General features: G+C 44.5%; 23 protein-coding genes and 1 pseudogene. 6 read left to right on the top strand and 18 right to left on the bottom strand.

Features of this window, described 5'->3' with window-relative positions; all coding sequences use genetic code 11:
- Positions 1 to 17: 17 nt before the first annotated feature.
- Positions 18 to 1,520: an arylsulfatase gene (locus OCU36_RS04915; protein WP_261839290.1), complete on the bottom strand. Its 1,503-nt coding sequence runs from the start codon at positions 1,518 to 1,520 to the stop codon at positions 18 to 20.
- A gap of 9 nt (positions 1,521 to 1,529) precedes the next feature.
- On the bottom strand, positions 1,530 to 1,919 hold the full coding sequence (locus tag OCU36_RS04910; protein ID WP_261839289.1) for a DUF4345 domain-containing protein: 390 nt from the start codon (positions 1,917 to 1,919) through the stop codon (positions 1,530 to 1,532).
- A gap of 139 nt (positions 1,920 to 2,058) precedes the next feature.
- Here OCU36_RS04910 and OCU36_RS04905 point away from each other — a divergent pair, with 139 nt between their 5' ends.
- Positions 2,059 to 2,829, top strand: a complete 771-nt coding sequence (locus tag OCU36_RS04905) for a DUF481 domain-containing protein (protein ID WP_261839288.1) — start codon at positions 2,059 to 2,061, stop codon at positions 2,827 to 2,829.
- 252 nt (positions 2,830 to 3,081) lie between these two features.
- Positions 3,082 to 3,617 (top strand): annotated as a pseudogene (locus OCU36_RS20030) (hypothetical protein).
- Between the two features lie 62 nt (positions 3,618 to 3,679).
- Here OCU36_RS20030 and OCU36_RS04895 read toward each other — a convergent pair.
- The 3 genes from OCU36_RS04895 to OCU36_RS04885 all read right to left on the bottom strand — a co-directional run bounded on the left by OCU36_RS04895 (position 3,680) and on the right by OCU36_RS04885 (position 5,583).
- Positions 3,680 to 4,081, bottom strand: coding sequence for a globin (locus tag OCU36_RS04895; RefSeq protein WP_261839286.1), 402 nt, complete (start codon positions 4,079 to 4,081; stop codon positions 3,680 to 3,682).
- 104 nt (positions 4,082 to 4,185) lie between these two features.
- On the bottom strand, positions 4,186 to 4,566 hold the full coding sequence (locus tag OCU36_RS04890) for a VOC family protein (protein ID WP_261839285.1): 381 nt from the start codon (positions 4,564 to 4,566) through the stop codon (positions 4,186 to 4,188).
- A 57-nt stretch (positions 4,567 to 4,623) separates the two neighbouring features.
- Positions 4,624 to 5,583: a LysR substrate-binding domain-containing protein gene (locus OCU36_RS04885; protein ID WP_261839284.1), complete on the bottom strand. Its 960-nt coding sequence runs from the start codon at positions 5,581 to 5,583 to the stop codon at positions 4,624 to 4,626.
- Between the two features lie 257 nt (positions 5,584 to 5,840).
- Between OCU36_RS04885 and OCU36_RS04880 the strand changes: the two genes are divergently transcribed.
- Positions 5,841 to 6,608, top strand: a complete 768-nt coding sequence (locus tag OCU36_RS04880) for a carbohydrate deacetylase (RefSeq protein WP_261839283.1) — start codon at positions 5,841 to 5,843, stop codon at positions 6,606 to 6,608.
- 131 nt (positions 6,609 to 6,739) lie between these two features.
- Here the strand turns inward: OCU36_RS04880 and OCU36_RS04875 are convergent, their stop codons facing one another.
- Positions 6,740 to 7,297: a DUF1439 domain-containing protein gene (locus tag OCU36_RS04875; RefSeq protein ID WP_261839282.1), complete on the bottom strand. Its 558-nt coding sequence runs from the start codon at positions 7,295 to 7,297 to the stop codon at positions 6,740 to 6,742.
- A 142-nt stretch (positions 7,298 to 7,439) separates the two neighbouring features.
- Here OCU36_RS04875 and OCU36_RS04870 point away from each other — a divergent pair, with 142 nt between their 5' ends.
- On the top strand, positions 7,440 to 7,826 hold the full coding sequence (locus tag OCU36_RS04870; protein ID WP_261839281.1) for a thiol-disulfide oxidoreductase DCC family protein: 387 nt from the start codon (positions 7,440 to 7,442) through the stop codon (positions 7,824 to 7,826).
- A gap of 12 nt (positions 7,827 to 7,838) precedes the next feature.
- On the opposite strand, the gene OCU36_RS04865 is transcribed toward OCU36_RS04870, so the two are convergent.
- Positions 7,839 to 8,036 carry a hypothetical protein gene (locus OCU36_RS04865; protein WP_261839280.1) on the bottom strand — a complete coding sequence of 66 codons (198 nt, stop codon included), beginning with the start codon at positions 8,034 to 8,036 and terminating at the stop codon, positions 7,839 to 7,841.
- A gap of 59 nt (positions 8,037 to 8,095) precedes the next feature.
- On the opposite strand from OCU36_RS04865, the gene OCU36_RS04860 reads away from it, so the two are divergent.
- The gene (locus OCU36_RS04860) at positions 8,096 to 9,427 is read left to right on the top strand and encodes an ABC1 kinase family protein (protein WP_261839279.1); all 1,332 of its coding nucleotides are present in this window, start codon (positions 8,096 to 8,098) and stop codon (positions 9,425 to 9,427) included.
- 11 nt (positions 9,428 to 9,438) lie between these two features.
- On the opposite strand, the gene OCU36_RS04855 is transcribed toward OCU36_RS04860, so the two are convergent.
- The gene (locus tag OCU36_RS04855) at positions 9,439 to 10,875 is read right to left on the bottom strand and encodes a lipopolysaccharide biosynthesis protein (RefSeq protein ID WP_261839278.1); all 1,437 of its coding nucleotides are present in this window, start codon (positions 10,873 to 10,875) and stop codon (positions 9,439 to 9,441) included.
- Between the two features lie 16 nt (positions 10,876 to 10,891).
- Positions 10,892 to 11,818, bottom strand: a complete 927-nt coding sequence (locus OCU36_RS04850) for a glycosyltransferase family 2 protein (protein ID WP_261839277.1) — start codon at positions 11,816 to 11,818, stop codon at positions 10,892 to 10,894.
- A 295-nt stretch (positions 11,819 to 12,113) separates the two neighbouring features.
- Between OCU36_RS04850 and OCU36_RS04845 the strand changes: the two genes are divergently transcribed.
- Entirely contained in the window at positions 12,114 to 13,259 is a 1,146-nt protein-coding gene (locus OCU36_RS04845; RefSeq protein WP_261839276.1) for a glycosyltransferase family 4 protein, read from the top strand.
- Between the two features lie 73 nt (positions 13,260 to 13,332).
- Here OCU36_RS04845 and OCU36_RS04840 read toward each other — a convergent pair whose 3' ends face one another.
- The 9 genes from OCU36_RS04840 to OCU36_RS04800 form a co-directional block, all read right to left on the bottom strand.
- Positions 13,333 to 14,100, bottom strand: coding sequence for a ribonuclease H family protein (locus OCU36_RS04840; protein ID WP_261839275.1), 768 nt, complete (start codon positions 14,098 to 14,100; stop codon positions 13,333 to 13,335).
- Positions 14,101 to 14,220: 120 nt separating this feature from the next.
- Positions 14,221 to 15,666 carry a DUF4832 domain-containing protein gene (locus OCU36_RS04835; RefSeq protein WP_261839274.1) on the bottom strand — a complete coding sequence of 482 codons (1,446 nt, stop codon included), beginning with the start codon at positions 15,664 to 15,666 and terminating at the stop codon, positions 14,221 to 14,223.
- Between the two features lie 20 nt (positions 15,667 to 15,686).
- Complete coding sequence (locus OCU36_RS04830) at positions 15,687 to 16,115, bottom strand: hypothetical protein (protein WP_261839273.1); 429 nt, start codon at positions 16,113 to 16,115, stop codon at positions 15,687 to 15,689.
- On the bottom strand, positions 16,108 to 17,214 hold the full coding sequence (locus OCU36_RS04825) for a glycosyltransferase family 4 protein (RefSeq protein WP_261839272.1): 1,107 nt from the start codon (positions 17,212 to 17,214) through the stop codon (positions 16,108 to 16,110). The genes OCU36_RS04830 and OCU36_RS04825 overlap by 8 nt, the downstream gene beginning before the upstream one ends.
- Positions 17,211 to 18,422: a glycosyltransferase family 4 protein gene (locus tag OCU36_RS04820; RefSeq protein ID WP_261839687.1), complete on the bottom strand. Its 1,212-nt coding sequence runs from the start codon at positions 18,420 to 18,422 to the stop codon at positions 17,211 to 17,213. The genes OCU36_RS04825 and OCU36_RS04820 overlap by 4 nt, the downstream gene beginning before the upstream one ends.
- Positions 18,422 to 19,417: a glycosyltransferase gene (locus tag OCU36_RS04815; RefSeq protein WP_261839271.1), complete on the bottom strand. Its 996-nt coding sequence runs from the start codon at positions 19,415 to 19,417 to the stop codon at positions 18,422 to 18,424. The genes OCU36_RS04820 and OCU36_RS04815 overlap by 1 nt, the downstream gene beginning before the upstream one ends.
- Positions 19,414 to 20,790: a capsular biosynthesis protein gene (locus OCU36_RS04810; RefSeq protein ID WP_261839270.1), complete on the bottom strand. Its 1,377-nt coding sequence runs from the start codon at positions 20,788 to 20,790 to the stop codon at positions 19,414 to 19,416. The genes OCU36_RS04815 and OCU36_RS04810 overlap by 4 nt, the downstream gene beginning before the upstream one ends.
- Positions 20,787 to 21,998 carry a lipopolysaccharide biosynthesis protein gene (locus tag OCU36_RS04805; protein WP_261839269.1) on the bottom strand — a complete coding sequence of 404 codons (1,212 nt, stop codon included), beginning with the start codon at positions 21,996 to 21,998 and terminating at the stop codon, positions 20,787 to 20,789. The genes OCU36_RS04810 and OCU36_RS04805 overlap by 4 nt, the downstream gene beginning before the upstream one ends.
- The gene (locus OCU36_RS04800) at positions 21,998 to 24,214 is read right to left on the bottom strand and encodes an exopolysaccharide transport family protein (RefSeq protein WP_261839268.1); all 2,217 of its coding nucleotides are present in this window, start codon (positions 24,212 to 24,214) and stop codon (positions 21,998 to 22,000) included. Before OCU36_RS04800 ends, OCU36_RS04805 begins: the two co-directional genes overlap by 1 nt.
- Positions 24,215 to 24,221 lie beyond the last annotated feature (7 nt).

Genomic DNA, 24,221 nt, shown 5'->3' with positions numbered 1-24,221 from the left:
TTTTTTATGATATTTAACTAGTTACCTACACCACCGGTCTTCTCTGCCGGAGAGTCAGGTGTTACTGGAGGCCACTCTTGAAAGGTTGCTAGATGTTGTTGTACAGCAGCTTGTGCAGGACCAAATGCCCACATTTTTTGTCCCATCCATTTTAGGTACATACCCGACTCTTCTGCCGCTCGCTCGTATGGGTCACGACGTAAGTTAAACAGTAACGGAGCGTTTAACTCTTCTTTAGGACCACTCCAACCGTGGTTTTGCACGATGAAATGCGCCTTCCAATCACCAACACGAACCGCTTGCAGCTGATCTCGTTCGTAGTAGTAGATCTCTTTACGGTTTGACTCGCCTTTTTTAGTCAGCATATCCACTTGGTTGTAACCATCAAGGTGCGCTTTAAAGCCATCGTGACCTTTCAACAGTTTCTCTTTTAGATCCGGTGGACCACCAGCCGCAGCGACCAGAGTGGGTAACCAGTCCATACCATCAAAGATGCCATTGCCTACAGTACCCGCAGGGATTTTACCCGGCCAGCTAACCAGTGCAGGTGCTCTTACGCCACCTTCCCAAGTTGTGCCTTTTTCACCTCGATAAGGTGTCATACCGCCATCGGGCCAAGTCATGATCTCTGGGCCGTTATCGGCAGTGAAAATGATGATGGTGTTGTCGGCAATACCGAGCTCTTCCATTTTCGCCATCATCTCACCGACATGATCATCAAGATCTTTCATGACCACTTCTTGAAGTCCCCAACCATTTTGGCCAAGCATCGCTTCGTATTCAGGTGACAGGTGCGTCCAGACGTGACCACGTGATGGACAGTACCAAGTGAAGAAGGGCTTATCCGCTTCAACCGCCCTTTCGATGAAGTTGATCGCGTGTTTATTCACTTCGTCATCGAGGGTACGCATACGCTCGATCGACAATGCACCATCGTCTTCGATCGTTTGACCACCTTTACCGTCTGATCTTGCGTAAATAACATTACGAGGTGCAAAGGCATCCAAAGAGCCATCTTTTGGCCAATCTGGATCTTCGGTGTATTCCATTGCATTCAAGTGATACAACCAACCCCAATACTCATCAAAACCGTGCATTGTCGGTAGGAATTCATCTCGGTCACCGAGGTGGTTTTTACCAAACTGACCCGTAACATAACCCATGGTTTTAAGAATTTCAGGAAGCGTTGGTGTGTCTGCACTCAAACCCACTGGGCCTCCCGGCAATCCGACTGAGTGCATGCCTGTTCGCACAGGAAGTTGACCCGTTAAGAATGCAGAACGACCCGCCGTACAAGAAGGCTGAGCGTAATAATCTGTCAGTAGCATGCCCTTTTCAGCAATACTATCGATGTTCGGTGTTTCACTACTCATCACACCATTGTGATAAGCACTCAGATTTGATATCCCAATATCATCCGTGAAGATAACAAAAATATTCGGTTGCTCTTGTGCTGACCATGCCGATAGCGAAAAGCTACTCAACACACTCATCACAACAAGGTGGAAAATCCTTTTCATAGAATGTCCTTATACTGTTTCAGGTTGCTCTTTGTGAACCATTTTTATTCCTACCAAACCAAAGCCAAGCTCCAATAGTAGATAGACGACAAGTAACCAGTGAGGCATGCCATCTATCAACAAGCTAATGACTCGACCAGCAGCCAAACCCAACATGAAGACCACCAAACTGTAGAGTGCTGGCAGTCGGTATTTCTTTAGTAATGCCCCTGCTATCCAAAACAGAGCCAACGCTAAGTACAACCCCATCACGGCACGAAAGATATGAGTGACATTAATAGGGCTAGCATCAATTCCTAAAAGATAATCAAGTGAGACAACGGGGGCATAACCGTACGACAACGCAATCGGTGTTAAACCCAAAACAGCGACGAACAAAAAAATGCTCTGTGGCTTCATATCCTTACTCTTTTAATGCGGCTCCTTTTAAAAAACATAGTCTACAATCAGCAATATACAAGTTGCATAAGTGAAAAATGGATAGTTAAAACACACATTCACATTCGTGCTATTTCACATCGAAGATAAGGATATCAATATGGCTAAATGGCGTTACCTACTCGCATCAGCATTGGCTGCAAGTTCAACCGTAAATACTCAGGAAGCAAGTTCACAAGCGGATACAAAAAAGTGGCAACATAGCTTCGAAATTTACGCGCTTGCCCTCAATATCCGCGGAGACAGTACCATTGGTGGCTTGTCAGCAGATGTCGATGTTGATCCTGCATTCATTATGGATCATCTTGATATGACCGCAATGGTGCGTTTAGAGGGTATCCATGACAATCAGTGGGGCTATTACATTGACTACAGCTTCATGAAGTTAAGCGGAAAAACAAACTCAGTGTTAGGTAGCAACCTAGAGGTATTGAGGGGCAACCTTGATATCCGACAAGGTGTTTTAGATGTGAAGGGGTTTAAGCGCTACCAATACGATTTTGGCACGATTGATTATCTGTTTGGGCTTCGTTGGTGGGATAACGACATTGATGCCAAGCTTTACGGCTCAGGTGGCAAGCTAAGTACAGACCGATCACTCGATGAAGATTGGGTTGATTACCAAATAGGTGTGAGATGGATAACGCAGATCAATAAGGATTGGAAGTTTCATGCAACCATTGATGCAGGGCTTAGTAGTGACACCAACTTTACCTCATCTCTCTTAACTGGACTTAGATACCAGATAAACAGTTGGTCTGACTTAAATGTTGCCTACAAATCGACCTGGGTTGATTACGAAAACAAGGGTACCTTTGAATACGATACCGCATCGCAAGGGTTCCTGATTGGTTGGGCTGCTCACTTTTAATTCGATTCTCGTAACGTGTTAGAAGCTAGGCCAGCCCAACATAGGTCGTTTGGATTTAATTTCTATTAAAACGTAAGCCTCAATTGATTCTGATCTCTGGCGATGACCTCCGTCGCCAGAGGTTTTTCTTCGTGAAACATATACCGCCCTCCCTCAAAGAAAACCCATAAAATCACAGAGTAACTCCTGCACATCGTTCATTTAATCCTCCCCGAAATTTACAAACCAGAGTGGAAACAATGAAAAAAATTAATCTTAGCGGGTCTTACGATTGCCTCGGTTACCGGCATCGCATCAACTTCAGCTTTTGCATCAAATGAAATGTACGCATTGGGTGGATAGCGGTGACGTTGGCGCTCAGTTCACACTAGGTAGCCAGATCGTTCAAAGCAATTGGTATATTGAATCGACATTACTTGTTATTAGCACTGAAGAGAAGGATCTTTAAAACAGAGCAAGAGTTCGATTCTTTAATGCTTTCATTAACACCTATGTATAAGCACAGCTTCAGCGAAAACTTCGCTGTTTATGGTAAGGCGGGCGCTTTTTCACACTCAGACACCAAATTGGTGTTCCTATCTAGCGATAATAATGAAGTCCACAAAGGGTCCCATGGTGCTCTTGGCTTAACTTACAGTATCGGCGCAGAATACAAGTCACTAAAACCCGTTTTCGGCCACTCCAAGTTTGTGACTCGAGCTGGATTTGATTGGTATGAGTTCGGAGGAAGTACTGGTTGGTATACCGCTGACTCGGTAGTAAGTATCCAAGCAGGCTTTACCTTTTAATTGAGTAGAAAAACTGAGTAAGCCTCTCGTTAGACGAGGCTTACTTCGTTACACATTTTGGTTCAGACCACACACTCTTTTTTCATGATCTTGAGACCAACATCGAATGTTTCAGTCCAAGCTTGTTCAACCTGAGCATCATAATGAGGATCGTATTTCTTAACGGTATTGAGCAATGACTGAAACCACTCGTTGAGCTCTTGTTCCGAAATATTCAACCCTAAATCTTTATGTCTTTTACCCAACTTCCTCACCGAATTTCGCACACTCGGCAGACCGACAGAGTTGTGGATGAGGATAATCGAAGCTTTAAGCATTTTAGTTTGTTGCTCTAACCCTATGTTTTCAAAGCGTTCTGAAAACCTTGGATTATGCTTGCAAAAATCCGCTAAAAAACTCTCCAAGAATTCTTGGTCAATCCGGCAACGCTTAAAACTCTCATAAAACAATTCACTCGATGTCATCTAGCAGATCCTTTGCAATAGGTGCGAGTCTTTAGGAAAAAAGAGCAAGTTTAGCGCTCTGATTCGCAAGCCCTAAACCATCAACCCAGCCTAATTATACGCCACTATGGCATAAAGTGAGTTGCACAGATCTTGTTTCCATCAGGATCTCGCAGATAGGCTATATAAAGACGACGCGCATCAGAGCCTCTCACTCCGGGGCCGTTTTCAATACTTGTACCCCCGTTTTCGACACCGACACGATGCCATTCGTCCACCAACTCGGGAGATGATGCGAGAAAACCGATGGTCATACCATTACCGTGTGTTGCTGGCTGACCATCAATCGGTTTAGTTAAACCTAATATGCCCGTTTGGCTGACATAAATACAGCGCCCTTTAGGGTCAACAGAACCTTCACTATAGCCCAGCACTTTCATGATGGGGTCATAGAAAGACTTCGCGCGCGTAATATCTTCGGTACCAAGAAAAACATGGCTGAACATAATTCACCTCTCTTTTAGTAAATGAACTCCCAAACTAGACCTTTAATTCGCCTTTGTCTAGACGGCTTCGCCTGATAACTGCTGCTTCGCCCATAGAGCAAATACCTGGAACTTGGTTCGCTGCTCCATGCCTTTCGGGCACACCAAATCATAGCCCTTATCAGACTCAATATTCATGAATGGAGCCACTAGCAACCCCTGTTCAATCTGCGGCTTCATGAACTCTAAGCGCCCTAATACAACTCCCATCGATAACATTGCAGCATCCATTGCGAGACGACTATCACTGTAGTAATCGCACATCAAGGTGCAATCTACATCACTTTGAGCTTCTGCTAACCAACGCTGCCAAGCAGAGACACCACCACTATGAATAAAGCGTACCTTAGCTAAAGCTTGTAGCCTCTCTTTCAGGACCAAGTTATCAATACTTGGCTTATCCAGAGCAAAAATCCCATCGTTTAATGCTTCGAATCCTAGCATCTTGGCATATTCAGGGCTGCATACCGGCGTTCTAGTCCCTGAAAACAAGCGCTCACTGTAATGATTAGGGTAGTGGCCTTTGCCATAAAAAATCGCCACATCATAAGGTTCAAATTGGAAGTCAGATTGGTTCTGCTTGGTGTGAAGTTTAATGCTCAGATTAGGATACAGCTTTCTAAATTCAGGTAAGCGTGGCATCAGCCAAGACGCAGCAAAATAAGGAGAAGTTGCGATATATAATTCACCACTCAATTCACCCGTTTGGATATCCACGAGTTCAGAAAATATCGACTCGAAAGAGGCGTTGAGCATTGATAAGACCCTTTGTCCTTCGGGTGTGAGTTCCAATTTACGAGTTTTGCGCACAAACAAACTGAATCTAAGCTGTTGCTCCAGTTTTTTAATACGATGACTTACCCCACCCTGAGTCAAAAACAGCTCATCGGCCGCCAAAGTAAAGCTCAAATGTTTGGCTGCAACGCTGAATGTATGCAGCAATGACAGTGTTTGTTGCCTGTTCTCAAATAACCCCATAAATTACTCTCAATAATGCATGGCCCGTTAATTCTGGTTTGTAAACGTAGTCGCTTACCCTATAGATTACATCACGTAATGAATAAATCTTATCTCTGTGAATATGGACTCGCAAGACTCTCTTAAAGACCAAGACAAACTTGGTCAAGCGAGCGCACTTTTTATTATGAGAATAATTTTAAGTCTTTTCACTCCGCGAGCACTAAACTCATTCAAAACGATTAAACCTAGAACCTAACTTGTCATAAGGGTCAACAGTGAAACTCATACTCAACGCCGATGATTTCGGCCTCACCGAAAGCGTAAACGATGGCATCGTCGATTGTTTACAAGCGGGTATCGTGAAATCAACCACTATCATGATGAACCAACCAGGTACACAACACGCCATCGAACTTTACCACCAAGGCTTGGTTCCTGAAGTAGGCCTTCACTTTACGGTCACAGCAGGTAAACCCGTTAGCGCCCCAAAGCTAGTGCCAAGTCTCGTGGATAGCCGAGGTGATTTTTTTGATAAATCAACGCTACTCAACAAAACAGACATCGTCGAAGAGGAAGTAGCACTTGAGATTAAGGCGCAATATCAAGCAGCGATTGCAGCAGGTTTGAAAATAAACCATATCGACAGCCATCACTTTGGTGGTGTTTTCCAACCTCTTAAAGCGGCGTTTACTCGAACAGCCAATGAAATCGGCCTACCCGTTCGACGAATCGATAATATCGTGAGTGGGCAAGATGCACTGCGTGTACCAACACCTGATGCTTTCGACATACGCTTCTTTGACGAAGGCGTATCGCTTAATGGCCTGCAGGATTTATTGCTGAGCTACCAAGCTACAATGCCTAACGGTGTACTTGAATTAATGTGTCATCCATCACTTTTTGCCAGTCACGAGCTTAGGTCACTATCTAGCTATCACACGAAACGAACGGAAGAACACGCCCTTCTAACTAACTCGGTTTTACAACAATGGCTCAAAGACAACAGTATCGAATGTATTGGATTCGATGATTTGAAAATTTAACAGAAAGACTACTACGCTCAGAGAACTACCCTGTGATCAGAGAGTTGCCCTATCGTTAAATGTACAATGTTAGCCATGGCTCTCCTGTCCATGGAAACGATAGCCACTGACGGGATTGAATAGAGAAGCCACTAATCAAACAGTTGGATAACCAATTTGTTATCTTTAATCACGAGATTGGGCTGAGATGACTTAATCAATAGCTCTTGCACTTTATTACTATCCAGTTTGTAAACCGGTGACTGGGACAAAGCAAAGCCAATCATAGAAACGGCAGGCTTAAGTAGTTTGGCGACCTCAGGCGAAAGCTGTTTATCTTTTTCTTCAAAGCGCTCTAGACGCAGAGACTTTAAGTAGACCTCTCCACTCTCTTGGTCATATTCGGGAATCGCGCTGAATTCGATATCCAGATCTAGCCCCATGTTTGGCATGTTAAACACTTGAACCTTTGCATTGGTATTCGCCAGAACAGACACTCGCTCGGCATCAGCTCGACCAATTTGCACCGCTAAGTCATCAACCGCCACTTGTGCATACATAACGTTTTGCACACCGACTTCTTGTTCTAACATCACCGAATCTTGCAGGTAGTTCGTCATTTCTTGTTCAGTAACGCTGTAGCTCACGCAACCACTTAGCAACAGGGCAGAAAAAGTGATAATGAAACGGGTGATTAACTTTGTGGTCATTGCGTATAAACTCTCAAAATGTGAAGGCACGGGTTTTACCGTAAAATATTCGTCATGATGACAGTGTCGAATAACTAACCCAAATGATCCACTAAAGAATCCCTCCCGTACAAAGAGGAACAGATAAAGAGTAAGGGAAGCAATGACTGCATTAACGATATTTTACGATGGGACATGCCCACTGTGCGCCAAAGAGATGGCGGCACTTGCAAAGCATGATACCGAGAATAAGATTCAAACTATCAACATATACAGTGACGCGTTTTCAGACTATCCACAGATTGATGCAAACGCGGCTAACACGATATTGCATGCCCTCGATAAGAACGGGCAATTGCTGTTGGGGTTGGACGCGACCTACCAAGCGTGGAAGTTGGTTGGTAAGGGTTGGCTGTATGCCCCATTGCGTTGGGCGATATTCAAACCATTGGCTGACTGGTGTTATCTGCGTTTTGCTAACAACCGATACAAAGTCTCCTTCTGGCTAACAGGAAAGTCGCGCTGCAATGTACACGGCTGCATTAAATAGTTTTTACTTAAGTCAGACCAACGGCGGTTTGGTAGAAATGAGGCTCAGCCATGCGGTGAATACCCACATAGCGGTCACCCACTTTAACCCGGCAGACAGCGTGTCTTTGTCCTTAGTTGTTTGATTACCGCCCCACAACACCAGCTTATTAATGGTGCTAACCTGCATACGAGTCATCACAAACAAAGGAACGGTTACCCAACTAAACATTGTACAGTACAGCAATTCAAAACATTTTTAGTGTACCTCAATCCCAAGAGAGAACCTTTATGTCGGCAAAAGAGAGCAACCTTCCCACACATCGAATGGCGAGATTCAGTAAATTTGCGTCGTTAGCGACCAGAGTTGCAGGTAACGTGATAACGGAAGGCACCAAGCAACTCGCGAAAGGCAACCGTCCTAGCGCTAAAGAATTAATGCTGACACCCAAAAACATTGCTCGCCTCACCGATCAACTGGCTCATTTGCGTGGCGCAGCCATGAAACTAGGCCAAATGTTATCAATGGACGCGGGTGATATTCTTGAACCTGAACTCGCGAACATTCTGAGCCGCTTGCGTTCCGATGCCGACCCATTGCCGGCGAAACAACTCAACCAAGTGTTAGAAAACGCACTGGGTGACAGTTGGAAAGCAAACTTTATCACCTTTAACTTTAAACCGATCGCCAGTGCCTCCATAGGCCAAGTCCACCAAGCTTATAGTGACGCTGGAGACAAATTAGCGGTTAAAGTTCAATACCCTGGCATTCGCAAAAGCATCGACAGTGATGTCAACAACGTAGGCACACTACTTAACATCGTGGGTTTGATACCCAAAACGGTTGATTATAAAGGCTTATTAGAAGAAGCAAAAAAGCAGCTCCACGACGAAGCCGATTATGCTCGTGAGGCTGACTACGCAACACGTTACTATCATGCACTTAAAGAGCACACTCATTTTGTAGTACCCAAAATCCACCCTCAAATCTCGGCAGAATCGATACTCGCGATGGACTTCATTGAAGGTGTTTCTATTGAACAAATAGAAGGCCATGACCAAAGCACTCGTGACTTTGTGATGCGTAGCTTGCTTGAACTGATGTTCAGAGAGTTGTTCGACTTTAAAATGGTGCAGACCGACCCCAATTTTGCTAACTACCTTTACGTTGAACACACTCATCAGATTGGCCTGTTAGATTTTGGGGCAACACGTGAATACAGCGACCGCTTCAGTGATGGTTATCGCTTGGCTTTTACTTCTGTGATCAACCACGATGAACAAGGCCTCAACCTGGGCTTAGAGCAGATCGGCTTCTTTAGCGAGACCATTCTCCCAGCTCAGCGCCAAGCGATTCTCAACTTAGTGAAAATGGCATGTGAACCCATGCTTGTCGACGAAGATTACGACTTCAAAGCCAGTGGTTTAGCACAAAGGCTTCGTGAAGCAGGGACCATTTTGAGTATGGAGCAAGAATATTGGCATACACCGCCAGCCGATGCCCTATTCCTACACCGAAAGATTGGCGGTATGTACTTACTGGCCGCTCGTCTTGGTGCAAAAGTGAACATAAAAGAATTAGTGACGCCTTACCTTCATTTATCAAAAAAAGCGACGACTTAGAGAGCGTCGGTTCAATTTGCCGATGAACGTTTGCCAACAACAAATCGATCAAGCACAGTTTGAGGAATAACGATCACTGAGTATCGAACAAAGGCCACCAGCGTTATGACAGCGACAAAGCTTCCTAAAATAAAATCAGGCACATTCACCAGTGCTAAACCCATCAGGCGGTCACACACGATAGCCACTATCGAAATGCTTAACGCCACTATCCATTTTTTGTGTTGATAAGGTAACGGCTCCATGCTTTGGCTGACGAGATATAAGAGCAGTAACCGCAATAGGTAGATACCGCAAAGCACTGCCACAACGCCCCACACACCATAAATCGGTGTCACCACAAAATAACCAATCGCAGCCAAGATCGCGCAACCGCCTTGTATCCACATTTGTGATTGGCTTGAATCACCGCTGAAACAACCAAGGTTGAGGTAATCCCCTGCGTTCTTAATCACGCCAATCGCCAAGAGTGCGACGACGAGGGTACCCGCATATTGATAACTGCTTGGCAAAATCAAAGTAATAAAACCCGGCACAGTCAGGATCATCAAACCCCCCAATACAATAGCCAGATTAACGCCGACCAGCGCTCTATCCGCACACGCTTTCTGACCATCAGATTGTTGCAGCATGGCCACCCGATTTGGAAACCACCAAAGCGCATAAGGTTGCAGCAACAATCCAAGGATCAACGCAAATTTGCCACTGACCGCATAAATCGCCAGTTCTTCGACACCAACGAAACTTGCCATCACCCATCGGTCTAACCCCGTAATCATGTACATCGAAGCACCACCGACTAACGTGGGCAATCCAAACTTTAGGATCTTAACTGAGTACTTAAAGCTGCCAAATGCGCCCATCTCTTGCCATTGATAGCGCAATAAACACAACATCAACAACACGCTAGAAACGGCAGAAGAAATCAACACACCATCAATACCATACCCCGCTTCAAGCAATGCAAACGTCATTGCGGCTTGCACACTTGCCTTCATGACATTGAGCATGCAAAAGCGTTTTGCCATCGCATTCATTCGCATCAGTGTTAGCGGAATAGAAATTGCGCCATCGAGCATGGTTGGGATCAGAAGAAGTAGGATTTGATAAGGCTGGAACTCAACGGGCAGCATCAGCAACAACAGGGGCATACTAAGAGCAATTAAAGCGCCTCCTAGCACACAGACCAAAACACTCAATGTGAAACAGTTCGAGACCAGCTTTCTCTTCTCTTCACCCTCAGCGACGCCCACATATCGATACATGGCCTCAACAATCCCAAAACTAAAAAGGATCGTCCCGATGTCAGCCAACAACACGATGACCTCTAAGGAGCCGTATTCGACTAACGTCATTTTATGGGTGATATAGGGGATCATCACCAGTGAGATCCCTTTCATCATCACGATACCAATGGCGTAATAGGCCGACTGTTTTAATGAACCCATGGACATCATCCGTTCCCTAACATGCAAGCGTTAGGAAACTCTTACAGTCTCCGAAAAAGTGTCGTAAGGTTCTTTTTTGCGGAGCCAGCGCTAAAGAGCGGATGCTATAAAAGATGGCCCGTCGGTTCTGCTGTAAGCCTCTGTAATAGTCAGCGTAGCCTTCTAGTATTCTAGCGTTGGCAATTTTAAAACTGGACGTTGGCAGGTTCCATTGTTGACGGTCATTTTGATAACGTTGCAGGATGGTTTCTATAGACTGCAAATTTCTCAATTTAAGACTGTCTGTTTGGGTCACGGAGCTCGCTCTCATCAAGTAACCAACCTGCACTGAGTTCAACACACCAATCTGATGGTTTTCACTCATTCGCAGCCATAGGTCCCAATCTTCTCCATACTTAACATCAGCGTTGAAAGTGCCAGTTTGAGAAAAAACATTGCCTTTGACCATGACCGTCGATGTACCAATCACATTGTTTTCGATGATGAACTCCAGCGGGTTCTGGATGTTGATAAACAACTCATCTTGCTCTTGAAACTGCGACCAGTAACTAAAGCAATCGACGATCACTTGATAATCTTCAGTCAGGTGTTCGTAGTTAGTAAAACTCATCGCAAGATCTGGGTATCGTTGATGAAATTCGAGTTGTCGCTCGATTTTGTCTGGATACCAAAAGTCGTCAGCATCTAAAAAAGCGATGTACTCACCAGAAGCTTTTTCTATGCCAAGGTTTCTTGCTTGAGGCGCTCCCACCCCTAAGGTGGATAGTTTAATGATGCGTTCATCATCAATCGACGCGAGATAAGTAGACGTTCCATCATTACTGTTGTCATCAATAATAATGATCTCGATATCTTGATGGGTTTGCTTGATCACACTGCCAATGGCTTTCGGCAGATAATCCAAACAATTGTAGGTGGGAATAATAACGCTCACTGTAGCCATGCTGACGCCTCTGATTGATACGGTATACAACTAACTTTGCACGTTCTATGCCGACAACCCACACGACTAAATTGCTTTCATATACAACCACCTACGCAGCTATTCTCAAAATGACGAACAAGGAAAACGGAAGAAGATCATCATAATTCCAATTTGATTATCAATTTGATAAAACTGACCACATCTGGCGGGATAACCTTAAGAAAGCAATCAAAAAGTCCTCCCAGCGCACCCTTTGATCTTGGTTCGTATCTTGCTTTATTGCTTTATTGCGTAATATTCGAAGGAGCAAAGAATGAAGAAAGTAGCCTTTATAGCCCCCACTTATCCAGTACTCAGTGAGACCTTTATTCAAACAGAAGTTGATTCTGTTAATGCCTGTGGACACGATGTTTGCGTGATGACATTTGACAGAGAAGAGAGCGAAAAGTCGTTTGATTATGATATTGTGGAAATTGGTCGAGATGTTCGAATGAGTCAACTCACAAACATCAATTGGACCGGCTTTATCAGGGCAGTATCCTTTGTTTCCAAGCAAACCAGTTTGCCTAAAAAATCATTGCTCGCTTATGGATTCAAATTGGCGCTGCAACTCTCCGAGAAAGAGATAGACCACGTACACGCACACTTCTGCCAACACACCGCTGCTCACGCGATTGTTGCTGCAAAGCTGTTGAACATCACTTGTTCGTTCGTGGCTCACGGTCACGATGTTTACGAATTCGCTTATGACATTCAACAGAAAATTTCTTCGAGTGATTTTGTGGTCGCAGTGTGCAAAGACATGCTCAGAGACTTCAAGAGCATGGCCAACGGCAATGTTAAGCTCTTGCACTGCGGAGTAAATACCCAACAGTTCCAATTGCGCAAAAAGACCGAAGCGAAGCAGTTACGCTTAGTTTTCCTTGGTCGATTGGTTGAACAAAAAGGTATCCACCATCTGATTGATGCATTAGCACCGATTGCCGAACCTCTCGATATTCACCTCGACATTATCGGCACTGGCGATTTAGAACAACCATTAAAATTACAGGTAGAAGAGCAAGGACTCACCCAAAATGTGACCTTTCTTGGCGCCAAATCTCACGAGTGGGTCAAAGAAAACCTGTCGCACTACGATAGCCTCATCGCACCATTCTGTTTTTCAGAAACAGGTTGTGTCGATACTGGGCCGTTAGTGCTAAAAGAAGCGATGGCTGTCGGCACACCCGTTATTACAACCAACATCATGGGCTGCAAAGAGATCGTCTCACCAGAGACTGGTTTTGTGGTTAGTGAAAAGAACGTTGAGGAATTAAGAGAAGCGATTGAACGTTTTGCGCAATTAAGCAGCAATGACAAAACCGAGATGGGGTTAAAAGCGAGACAACGTGTGACCAAGTACTTTAATTCGATAAAACAAGCTCAGCAGTTGTCGCAATGGATTGAAGACCCAACCTAAAGACAGGCGTAAAAATAAAGAAATGGGCGAAACACCTACCAATGAATATCAAGGTCATCGATAGGTTTCCCGTTTAGCCGGCTCGCAGTGCCAAAATAGAGGCAATATCTTCGATATCACGATATGGAACCATTTGTTGCTCTTTCGATGAGATAGCCACAATCGACATTCTATCGGCCAATTCATTGCCTTCAATGCCCACGTGACCGTTCACATGATAAATCGTAATTTTTGATGCCAATTCTTGGTAAAGAGCATACGCAGGTTGAATAATATCGAGGTTTTTAATCTCGCCGCCCGACTTGGTCCAACCCTTTTTCTCCCAACCCGTTGCCCACAGAGTAATGCAATCTATCGAGTATTTGGAGTCACAATAAATCGCAACAGACAAACCCGCATTGAGCTTCTCTTTCGCGAGTATAAACGCTTGCTTAAGCCCGTGTAACTCGGCGGTATTGTTGGTGCCCACAGGCTGATACAAGCCATACCACAATTCTGTTAACTGGTTGTGTTGGTAAACCGCTATCCCCGTTCCCGCTTCTCCAGGATTGGGTTCACAAGCCCCGTCAGTGAAGATTTTAATATCAAAAGGCATATCCGTGATTTGTTGTTCCGAAAGCGGTGGCACCTTCGCTTTCGTTGCTCTGCCCGTTGAGCTTGGCTTCGCGGCGCTAGACGTCAAAGAGGTTTTACCACCGAATGCAGACTCAGCGTCGTTGAGTGTTGGAAACGATTTATATCTCGCGCCAGCAAAACCATCAACTTGTGCTTTACACTCGTTCCAAGTGGAAAAAATGCCCGCTGTACGACCTTTCCAAACCACATAATATTTCTTAGCCAAACTGACTCCTAACCAAAACTGTAAAACTCGATACCCATGCCGCCACGGATTCCGTGGCGAGCTTGAATTCGAGGCTGCCCATGAATAATGCACCGACAAAGCACATCAAAAGTCATGCGATTATTGTTGTGACTCTTTAACGATAACGTCACTTAAACGATACCACCCATCCGCCAGCTTTCCTGTATTCGCCAAATTTACAGGTTTGCTGTCAAGACTTTCGCTCACGGCTATTTCGACATAGTAGCGGCCGGCTTTTAGTGCCATCGGCAATGAGAGGTTTACCGTCGATTGATATAATCCAGGAAGCCACGTTTCGCTGCTGGTGCGGTCTTTTCCAATAGACACGACCTTACCGCTGCTGTTTACTAACCGATAATACGCATAAGAAGGTTGGTACGTTGGTGCCACGCCATCGTTAACAATATGGGTTGTCAGAGAGAGATGATGCCCCGCCAACACGCGAGCTGAATGACGAATCGAATCAACTCGGAAACGATACCCAATCTTTAGTAACGCTTTATCTAATAAATCACGGTACTGCTCGGGAATCGGTGTCGATTTCAAATTAAGACTGCTTGCGTGGTGGCTAATCGCCCAGTCCAATGACGCTGCGACTTGCTCTCTCGTATAATGTTGTGTCGTCCACCAGCCACGCATGTTACCACACACTTCGAAACTAACCGGCTCGCGCTGCCAAGCGGTATCGAATAATGGCGTTTGCGCTTTTGCTTGTTGAATTCTATACGGGTAGTCATCTCCCATATGGCTCCAAGTCGGAGAAAAATGATGCCAATCACCCCAGCAATCGGCGCGCCACCCTGCGCCTTTTTCAATAGCGTAAGACAGAGAAGACCCTCCACCAATTAACATCAATTTGGCCGTATTTGGAAATGCCGAAAAATACAAATCAACGAACGTATTTAACTGCTGATCTGAATATCGACTGTGCAGAGGCTCGAGATCAGGAAAGTTACTGTTATGCCACTCCCCCCAAGAGCCCACCATGCCGATGTCAATCTGAGCAAGCCGCAAGTCATCATCGTAACGTTGACCAAAAGCACGGAGTAACTTTTCAACATAGGAGAGGTATGTTGGGTCATCAAGATCAGCCACGAAGGTTTTTCCATTTTCAACCCACTGCCCTGCAATCCCCTTATCGATAAGCCATTGTGGGATTTTTGTGCCTGAAGATGGTTCGTCAAGCGCCATAAAGCGCAAAGCGACTCGTCGTGACTGCTTGGTGTTATTTTCAAGCAAGCGATCAATAAGAGCAAAATTGTACTCACCTTCGCTTGGCTCAAGCTCACTCCAATAGTACCGATAATATCCAATTCCCGACGCTGGATATTGTTCAAGAGTTAAGTCCGTGCCCCAACCATCATGGAACGTTTCCACCCCGATACCGGGATTGGTGATCAGTGTATTAAGTGCCGTAATTGGCGTGACTTTTTCTCCCCCTTCGTCAGCATAGACTTTAGAGGCTACAAGGCTGACGAAAACCAATAGGTATAACCATGAACACGACCATCGAACGGCTCTTTGCACTTGTTTATTTTTTGTCATTGACCACTCCCGCGGCTCCCTTACAGTGATTGAAACCAATCCCATATCCCTAGTGAAAAATTCTTGAACAAGTCAATGCCTAACGCCGACTTTAACAAATACAATGCCAACAAAGAGAGCATCACCCCCGTAAGGACAAACATGGTGAGGCATATCGTCGTTAGGTAAGCTAACCATTTCGACTCACCTTGACGTGCCGCAGCACGATGATCACGTCCACTCAGAAATACCACATAGAATCGCTTGCCAAACCAAGGAAAACTTTTACGGATATCGACAGAGTGCTTTGCGACTAAGCCAACTTGATTCACCGCTTTTTCAATGGCTAACTTTTGCTCTTCACTCAAGCTTTCTTGAGTTTCTTGCTGCAAAACTCGGTAAAACTGGGTCACCGCACGACTCTTTTCGGGCTCAGCCGTGCCATTATTTTGATTAGTACGCTCAGTCACGCTTATTTCCCACTACTTTATTATAAACGTCCGCCGTTTGATTCGCGATTTTATGCCAGTCATATCGTTCTAATAGGGGGGAATATTCTTGTAATGGCATCACACACCTTTTCTGTATTGTCTGTGATAATTCGTCGATATTCTTGACCGAAAAATAGCAATCCGAATCCAGTTCAACCGCGCAATTAGGGGCAATATCACTCACTACCACAGGCAACGAATACGACATCGCCTCTAGCAGTGCAATCGGTAAACCTTCATGATAAGAAGGCATTACGAACATTTTTGCTTGAGAGAAGACAACTTGTAGCGCTTCCCCTTTAAGAAAACCAGTCAGTATTACACCAGGGATATCCTTCGCCGCTTGTTTCAACGAACGGCTGTATGCACTTTCATGGTCGCTATCCCCGACCAACACCAGTGGCATATCAAGCTTAGATTTTGCGTAAGCTTGAAGAAGATCATGGAAGCCTTTTTCTTCAACAAAACGCCCCACCGCGACAATATATCCACGTGCGGATAACTGATAGCGCTCTAATGTGCATTGTACCGCCTCCTCAGCCACAGCCTTTGGAGCGTTGACGCCATTAAAAATAAGATTGGCATCATATCTTTGATAAGAGCGTTTAATCAGGTCATTGATCACTTCTGATATGACAATGACTTCATTGGCATAGTTGACGGCAAAACGCTCGCCAAGCTTCAAAACAACTTTGGCTAACTTTCCCCATTTCTCTCGCTGATAATCTGGACCATGGTGAGTGAATACCACTTTCTTTCCCATCAAACGTAATAACGGCACGACTAGACCAGGGCCGATTGCATGAACATGTACCACGTTAGAACCATCGGTTAAGGTTGACAATGCCGCAAGAGTCGAATGAACGATAGCTTCCAAAGACGTTTTTTTAGGTGCCCACAGAGCCTTAGTTTTGACCCCTTGATAACTCGCTGTTTTATAAGTGACATAAGGAGAGCGCGCGATAACCTCTACCTCAAACCCTTGCTCAACAAGAAGAGGATAAAGGTGCTGACAGTGTGTTTCGACACCCCCTAACACATCAGGAATGCCACGCGTTCCTAATACGGTTATTTTCATGATGGTTGACCTAATAAACGTTGATACAAATCCACTAACTGTCGATGATGTGAACTCAATGAGTAACCCGACTCTAACCTTTGCCTCGCTTGTTCGCCGTAGTGCTGTGTTAGCTCTGGATTTTCCGCAAATTCATTCATCACACTGGCAAGATCATGAGCATTACCCGCTTCAAATAAACGCCCTTCTTTTCCATCTCGAACTTGCTCGGGGATACCTCCGATGTTCGCACCGATAATAGGCTTGCCGTATGACATAGCCTCAAGAACAGACATTGAACAGTTTTCATAGCATTCAGAAGGGACAATCACCGCACTGGCTTGCTTAATCAGTGAGTGCAACTCATGGCCTGTTTTAAATCCTAACCACTCAACCTTACTCTGTCTGCCAGACAAAGTGTCAGTAAGTGGTCCTGTACCGACTATTCTTAATGGTATTGATTGGTTAGATAGCTCGTAAGCCGCGATCATTGTTGCCACGCCTTTTTCCTGACTCAACCGCCCTAAATACAAGAAATATCGATGATCAGCCACACCTTGCTGATCAACGTTCTCATCAATTCCATTAACAATGACTTCAATTCTATTCGTAGGAAGCTTGCGACGAATGATATTGGCTAAAAACTGACTCGGTGAAATGATCACATCCAGTGATTGATAGTTCTGAGCAAGCGATTGATACATCGCTTCTGCAACAAGCAAACCACTTTTAAACCATGAGCCTTGCTGGCATCGATACTTTAACGCATTAAATACACTGCCTTGCAAGCAAGCTTCACAGGTCTGCCCATCGCGATACATGGTATAACTCGGGCAGGCGATTTTAGTATCATGAGCCGTGAGAACCGTTTTACATCCCGCCTGTTTGGCCACCTTGATGATGGAAGGCGTCAACTGATGGTAAATGTTGTGAAAATGGACGATATCGGGTTGCTCTGCGGCAATTAATTCGGAAAGCTTTTCACACGCTTCGGTGTTATGGACAAACCGTACTGCTGTTTTCAATGCACTGAGCAAACCGGTGTTGGCGTGGTAATCCACATTATCGACAAAATTCGCACTGTAGTCCGAAATGACATTGTCATTGTGGACCATTGCAAAGTCGATGACCGAAAACCCTCGCTCAATCAGCATCTCTCTTTCTTGAAAAAAGACCGTTTCAGCGCCGCCCTTTAAGAAAAAAAACTTATTGACCATTAACACTTTCATCATGGTTCTCGCTCGATCACTTTATGTTGCGGGGGTTGATTCGGATCTTTAATCGGTGACAATAACCCATTGACTAAGCCCGCAGCAAACACCGTTAAATTAACAACGCTCAGCGCTCCATCCTTTATCGAGCGATTTTTCAACGCTTTCATTATAAAGAAGAGCAGCAGTGGCAACAGACTCATCACCAACACAGACACATTGCCCACGAGCAACACCAACATTAACCAAGCGAGATAACAAGCAAAAATCAGCTCATTCCGAACCACACGTACCGCTTGTCGAAAATACGCTTGACCAAACGCACTCTTTAATAACTCACCTGACGCAAACAAATAACCCCGCTTCCAACGATAGCGCAGTAGCGTTAATGTCGGCATGTCATAAGAGGTATGGTGGAAAAATGGGGCATCCAAGCGATGTAATTTGTACCCCGCGTATTGAAGCCTCATACCAAGCTCTGCTTCCTCATAGGCATGTAACGTACGATGTGTTAGATAACCGATATCCTTGACAGCACTCGCTCGATACAACCCACCTCCAGCGAGATGATTGCAATCCCCCGTCGGGTATATTTTATGATGCCTTTGTTGACGAGACTTAAATTCATAGCTATTCGCTTCATCCATTTCAACCGTCCCAGCCACCGCGGCGTAAGTCGGTTCTTTTTCCAGAAAATTTATCGCCTCATCAATGAACCCGTCTTGCAAACACATATCGCCATCCAATAGCAGCAGATAATCACCGGTACTGTATAAGTAGCCAAGTTGAGGACCTACGCCGCAGCAGCGATCCTTCTTATTCACTAACGTCACCACTTTAGCGCCATTTTCTAACGCGATTTTTTGCGTATCATCTTCGGATAAGCTGTCGGCAACAATGACATCATATTGGTAATGACTGAGATGACTTTGCACACTTTTAATCGTTGCAGCAATACCGTCTTGTTCATTGAGTGTTTTGATGATCACGGTAATTCTAGGTAAATGACTCATAACCTTGCTCCCGACTGAATAACAGACTTGCGTATCACGAGGCTTGCACCCAGTGATAAATAGAAAAGAAACTGCAACATAGGCACCAACATCAAGATTTGACTGTAAGGTAGGCTTAATAAGCCTGCAACGCTAAACGCAATAAACGCGGGTTGCCAAGAGAGCAGTTGAATATCTTGTGTCGATAGCTGCTCACGCTTGAGCACTTCCTTGGGCATCGATACCTTGAGCACCAGTAACATCGGACATAAAAATAGGATAAGTCCAACGACACCAAACTCCCACAACATCATGCTGAGCGACGTAGAATCGAGAAGCACGTTAAATATTTGGTTTAAGAAACCAGGCGCGACCGAGCTACCGTGGTTGGTGGCATTTAATCCATAGCCAAACCACACACTAGACCAACCATAAAGCTGATTATTATCCAACCAAAAGAACAACGTGGTCATGCGCCCTAATTCTCCCGTCGGTAAGATGTAATTTGAGTCATAGATATACTCTAAGGAGTCCCAAAACACCTGAAGAGCACCATGGTCAGGGGCAGTATTGAAGGTAGTTGCATATGAGGCGGCAAGCACCACGATGGCGAATAGAACCAATGCTGCCATCGCACAAACCATAAGAAATACTTTCTTTATATCTTGCTGCCTAACACCATAAACATAACTGGGGCATAGCCAAACAAAAACCAGCAGTACAGGGGCAAGCAAAATGACAAACTTAACTTCACCAAGCACACACAAAATGAACGCAGCAACAATATGCCCTATCATATTGAGTCGACTCACGACACCATGTCTAAATTCAGATAACTTAAGAAGCATTATAAGTAAACAGAATAGCCCTAGCGCTGCCGTGTTCCCCCCACCCATAGGATCACCGCCAAACGTCCCAACCACAGAGTCCCACTTTTCAAATGGACCTTTAAAAGCCACACGTTGCGGGACGACAACGAAAATCTGATACAAGATAACGGGGAATTGCAGATAGAAAATCCAATATAACGTCTGCACCACGCGGTAAAGCTGCGACTCTCGGATAAACCCCAACAGCAAACATAGAAAAATAAGCGACAACGCGAGTTCGTTCTTCCAACCGACAATGGTCACCGTCAGTCCGCTTTGCAAAAAGGTCGATACTAAGATCAACGTATAGGCCCCCACCAACAGCACAGTGAGTATGATTTCTATGTTATCGAACTTAACCGCCTCATAATTGGTTTGCATCAATCGCAATATCACCATCGCGAAGGCCGCAACAAACGGTAACCAAAGCACAGCCCCGACTCCGGTCAAATACTGCACTAACCCGCAAATAACCAACGTAACAAAGGCGTAAACCTGTAAAAAAAAGCCGTTATTAATCTTCAAGCCATCTCCATCGTGCGACGAAGTTGCACAGCCGTTTTGTTTACTTTGACATAGATAAACAGATATCGAATCGAAGAGAGTACTGAGAAGGCGATCACCGAATACGCATAGTCATGGATAAGAAATGGCAGTGCACCAAAAGCCAATAACACCACCACAAATTGCTCTAGCTGAATACGGAGAAAGTACCTAGGCGAACCATAAACCAATTCAAGTACGGTCAATGGGCAGACAGCTAATGCCATAAACAAATACGGCAACAGATAGCGAGACGTTGGCACTGAAGCGACCCATTCAGCATTAAAACCCAACTGCATCACTATCGGATAAAAAATAAAGACTCCTACTACGGCTACCGTTCCTAATACAAAGAGCAACCGGCGCACCTTTGAAAACTCGGCGTAATTGAACTGACTGTGTCGAAAATCGACGGACCAACTGGAAAAAATAGAGTTTCTGACGGCATTGCCAACAATCACAATCGGCGCCAAGCAAAAGCGGCTTACTACCGCGTAATAACCAGCGACAACCGGACTGAACCAAACGTTAATGAGAATAACCGGTAAATTATTCGTCACCATAGCCAAAACCTCCGCGCTGCCAACTTTGACAATATGATGCTTGTGTTTACGGAAGAACGGAGACACAGGTGAAAGCGAGAATAATTTCATATTCATCAGGCTTTTTGGTAGCGAGTAACCAATACATAGCAGCATGTACACCAACAATGATGCACCCCAAGCCCAATAGAATGTACTCAAGTCTCCACTGATAGAAATCAGTAACAATACCAACATCGAAATGGATGTTCTTTGTAACGCGAGCAAGGTCATCTTCTGGTCTCTAAGTAATAAATTCTCAGAGATCAAAACCCATGCATGCGCCAAGGTTAAAATTAGAATTTGAAGAATAGGACGATCAAAAAACCATGCGATGCTCGCCGAATAAACCAGCGATGCACAAACACTAAACCAAAAACAAAAAGAGAGATTTTGCCCTAGCTCATTGAACGGTTGTTTTGGTAAGAGTAGTTGTGAAGCAAAGGTACAAACTTGTGCACCTATTAAGGCAATACTATACGTTAACGCGTACGACCCAACTTCCGACATCCCGTACCAATGCGAAATCAACCATATCGATCCAGCCCCAATTAGCTGAGACAATATCGATGATGTCGCAATAGTAGAAATGCTCTTAAGCAAACTCACTAAGACGCCTCGTCGAGCTTGAGTATATCCATGCTACCCTGAGCAATAAAACGCAGAGATTCTTCACCAACAATCCGGTCGTCACTCACTTGATTAAGCACGCCAAAAGCAGGCTCATTCAACAACGGTGATAATTTATTCAACTGTTGCTTTATTTCACTCGCCGTATGTTTCTCAGATTTAACCACGACAATCAAGCTATCCAAAAAGCGCAATAAGAGCTGTGTATCCTTACTATCATTCAGCGCTGGAAGCTTAATAATGACAGTATCGAAACGCTGACGAAGTGCCCTCAATGCAGACTCACACTCTGGACGAGAAAAAAACGTTAATGGCGATTCAGCCAGAATGCCCGGAGCAAGATAAGACAGTCCCGATGATAGAGGCTGAATGATTTGATCAATATCGAGTGATGATGGGCCGTGTGATAATGAAGCACTGTTTTCAGTTCCGGTTTGTATCGAACCCAATTGATTCAACACGAGTTGACTGAATCCAGCCACTTCCTCTTGGTCGCCTGACTCAATGGTATCGCTGTCCGCAATAATATCTTTCGTGAACTCACCGTCTCCTCGATAATCCAAATCGAGTAATAGGGTTGATTTCACTTCACTTACTGCCGCAGCCAATAACAATGCCGTTGTTGTTGCCCCTTCTTTTCGGTATGACGATACAACACCTACGCATTGGCTTTTAGGGCGAGCTAACGATAGAGCAGTATAGGCCCCATTGCCGATCTCGTTCGCATATTGGTTAGAGAAAATTTGTTTACCTAATGCCCATGTCGACATCGGCTCACCAGTAAATACGGGCATATCCGTGAGTGGAATCAACCCAAATTTTTCTTCCAACTGTGCAAGTGTTGCTATTGTTTGCTTGGTGGCAGCCCGAATAATGATAATCAAAGCACCGATTATCATTGTCATTATACTGACCATCACAACTAACAACGGCTTATTCGGTTTCGCAGGGCGATCACTGACCACTGCCGGATCATAAATACGTGCGTCTTGTTCCCTATACGTAGTATTAAGAGCATGTTCGGTAGTGCGCAAATAAAGCTGCTCATACAGGGATTGCTTTTGAGTAAGATCGGCCATCAAACCGTCATAATGCTCGCGCTTACTGGCTAGTGCAGAGAAATCCTTTTTATGCAAAGCTAAAAGCGATTTATAGTGATTTTCTTTGATAAGATCGGCTTGATATTTTTGTTGAAGCCCTTGGCTCAATTCATTAAGCAACTGTGCCGTTTGCTTCTGAATCACCTTTATTTCAGCATTAGCTTCAATCACTTTAATATGTTTCGGGCCATATCGTCGAGTCAGCTCGGATAGTTTTCTTGTTGCTTGTATAAGCGCAATTCTCAGATCTTGTAGCTGAGGGTGAGAAGAAAAATCGGGCATCGAGGAAAGATCAGTATTATGATCTTTCATATATTTATTCACTAATTCATAATTGGCTTGTGAGGCTAAACGTCGCTCTTTTGCATCCGCCAATTTATTCGTAATAATAACGAGCTCTTCTGTTTGAAAGCCATCAACACCACGAAAAGTCAGCAACCCTTCTCTTTGCAAAAATGCATCTATCTCTTGCTTTTGCTGACGAATTTGCTTCTTGAGTACATCAAGCTGTTGCTGATTCCATAGTTTAGCTTGTTGTGTCCTTGCTATTTTTTGCTCCACCGTATAATCAATAAAGGCTTTTGCTACCCCATTGGCTATCATTGATGCCTGTTGTGGGCTGGCAGATTCATAAGAGACATAAACCAATTGAGTTAAGCGCACTAAAGTAAAGGTTAAATGCCGTTGCAGCTCTTTCACTGCATGATTAATGCGTAACTCTCTAGATAATGTCCAATCTCCATTATCGGCGAGCATTGCTCCATTAAATTGTTCATTTTTTTGCAACGCCATCGCCTCGACGGCTTTGACTAACACCACTCTGGATTGCATAAGGCTAAATTGAGTTTCGTAGTACTGTGAACGAGCAGAGTCATAATTTTCTATCGGATCTATGGGTGACACATTGTCTGATTGCGCTTTTATCAATACCGTCGCCGTCGAAACGTATTTATCCGTCATTGACCAAATCACCGGTAAACTGAGTCCTGTAACAACAGCAGTAACCAGTAACAGTTTAAGTCCATGATTTTTCAAGGCGGTCAAAAGCGGCGTAAAATTAACGTTGCTTTCCAGAGATTTACCATGTTTTATCATTAATTTC

Source organism: Vibrio artabrorum, from assembly GCF_024347295.1.
Lineage (GTDB): Bacteria > Pseudomonadota > Gammaproteobacteria > Enterobacterales > Vibrionaceae > Vibrio > Vibrio artabrorum.
The sequence above is the reverse complement of the archived record's forward strand: the minus strand, read 5'-3'. Positions and strand labels throughout refer to the sequence as shown.

What these genes read in the sequence shown, in the direction of transcription:
- OCU36_RS04820 (WP_261839687.1), bottom strand. Translation starts at nt 18,422, where the DNA reads ATGAAAGTGTTAATGGTCAATAAGTTTTTTTTCTTAAAGGGCGGCGCT.
- OCU36_RS04915 (WP_261839290.1), bottom strand. Translation starts at nt 1,520, where the DNA reads ATGAAAAGGATTTTCCACCTTGTTGTGATGAGTGTGTTGAGTAGCTTT.
- OCU36_RS04855 (WP_261839278.1), bottom strand. Translation starts at nt 10,875, where the DNA reads ATGGGTTCATTAAAACAGTCGGCCTATTACGCCATTGGTATCGTGATG.
- OCU36_RS04815 (WP_261839271.1), bottom strand. Translation starts at nt 19,417, where the DNA reads ATGAGTCATTTACCTAGAATTACCGTGATCATCAAAACACTCAATGAA.
- OCU36_RS04825 (WP_261839272.1), bottom strand. Translation starts at nt 17,214, where the DNA reads ATGAAAATAACCGTATTAGGAACGCGTGGCATTCCTGATGTGTTAGGG.
- OCU36_RS04800 (WP_261839268.1), bottom strand. Translation starts at nt 24,214, where the DNA reads ATGATAAAACATGGTAAATCTCTGGAAAGCAACGTTAATTTTACGCCG.
- OCU36_RS04905 (WP_261839288.1), top strand. Translation starts at nt 2,059, where the DNA reads ATGGCTAAATGGCGTTACCTACTCGCATCAGCATTGGCTGCAAGTTCA.
- OCU36_RS04870 (WP_261839281.1), top strand. Translation starts at nt 7,440, where the DNA reads ATGACTGCATTAACGATATTTTACGATGGGACATGCCCACTGTGCGCC.
- OCU36_RS04895 (WP_261839286.1), bottom strand. Translation starts at nt 4,081, where the DNA reads ATGACATCGAGTGAATTGTTTTATGAGAGTTTTAAGCGTTGCCGGATT.
- OCU36_RS04845 (WP_261839276.1), top strand. Translation starts at nt 12,114, where the DNA reads ATGAAGAAAGTAGCCTTTATAGCCCCCACTTATCCAGTACTCAGTGAG.
- OCU36_RS04910 (WP_261839289.1), bottom strand. Translation starts at nt 1,919, where the DNA reads ATGAAGCCACAGAGCATTTTTTTGTTCGTCGCTGTTTTGGGTTTAACA.
- OCU36_RS04885 (WP_261839284.1), bottom strand. Translation starts at nt 5,583, where the DNA reads ATGGGGTTATTTGAGAACAGGCAACAAACACTGTCATTGCTGCATACA.
- OCU36_RS04850 (WP_261839277.1), bottom strand. Translation starts at nt 11,818, where the DNA reads ATGGCTACAGTGAGCGTTATTATTCCCACCTACAATTGTTTGGATTAT.
- OCU36_RS04890 (WP_261839285.1), bottom strand. Translation starts at nt 4,566, where the DNA reads ATGTTCAGCCATGTTTTTCTTGGTACCGAAGATATTACGCGCGCGAAG.
- OCU36_RS04865 (WP_261839280.1), bottom strand. Translation starts at nt 8,036, where the DNA reads ATGTTTAGTTGGGTAACCGTTCCTTTGTTTGTGATGACTCGTATGCAG.
- OCU36_RS04875 (WP_261839282.1), bottom strand. Translation starts at nt 7,297, where the DNA reads ATGACCACAAAGTTAATCACCCGTTTCATTATCACTTTTTCTGCCCTG.
- OCU36_RS04860 (WP_261839279.1), top strand. Translation starts at nt 8,096, where the DNA reads ATGTCGGCAAAAGAGAGCAACCTTCCCACACATCGAATGGCGAGATTC.
- OCU36_RS04835 (WP_261839274.1), bottom strand. Translation starts at nt 15,666, where the DNA reads ATGACAAAAAATAAACAAGTGCAAAGAGCCGTTCGATGGTCGTGTTCA.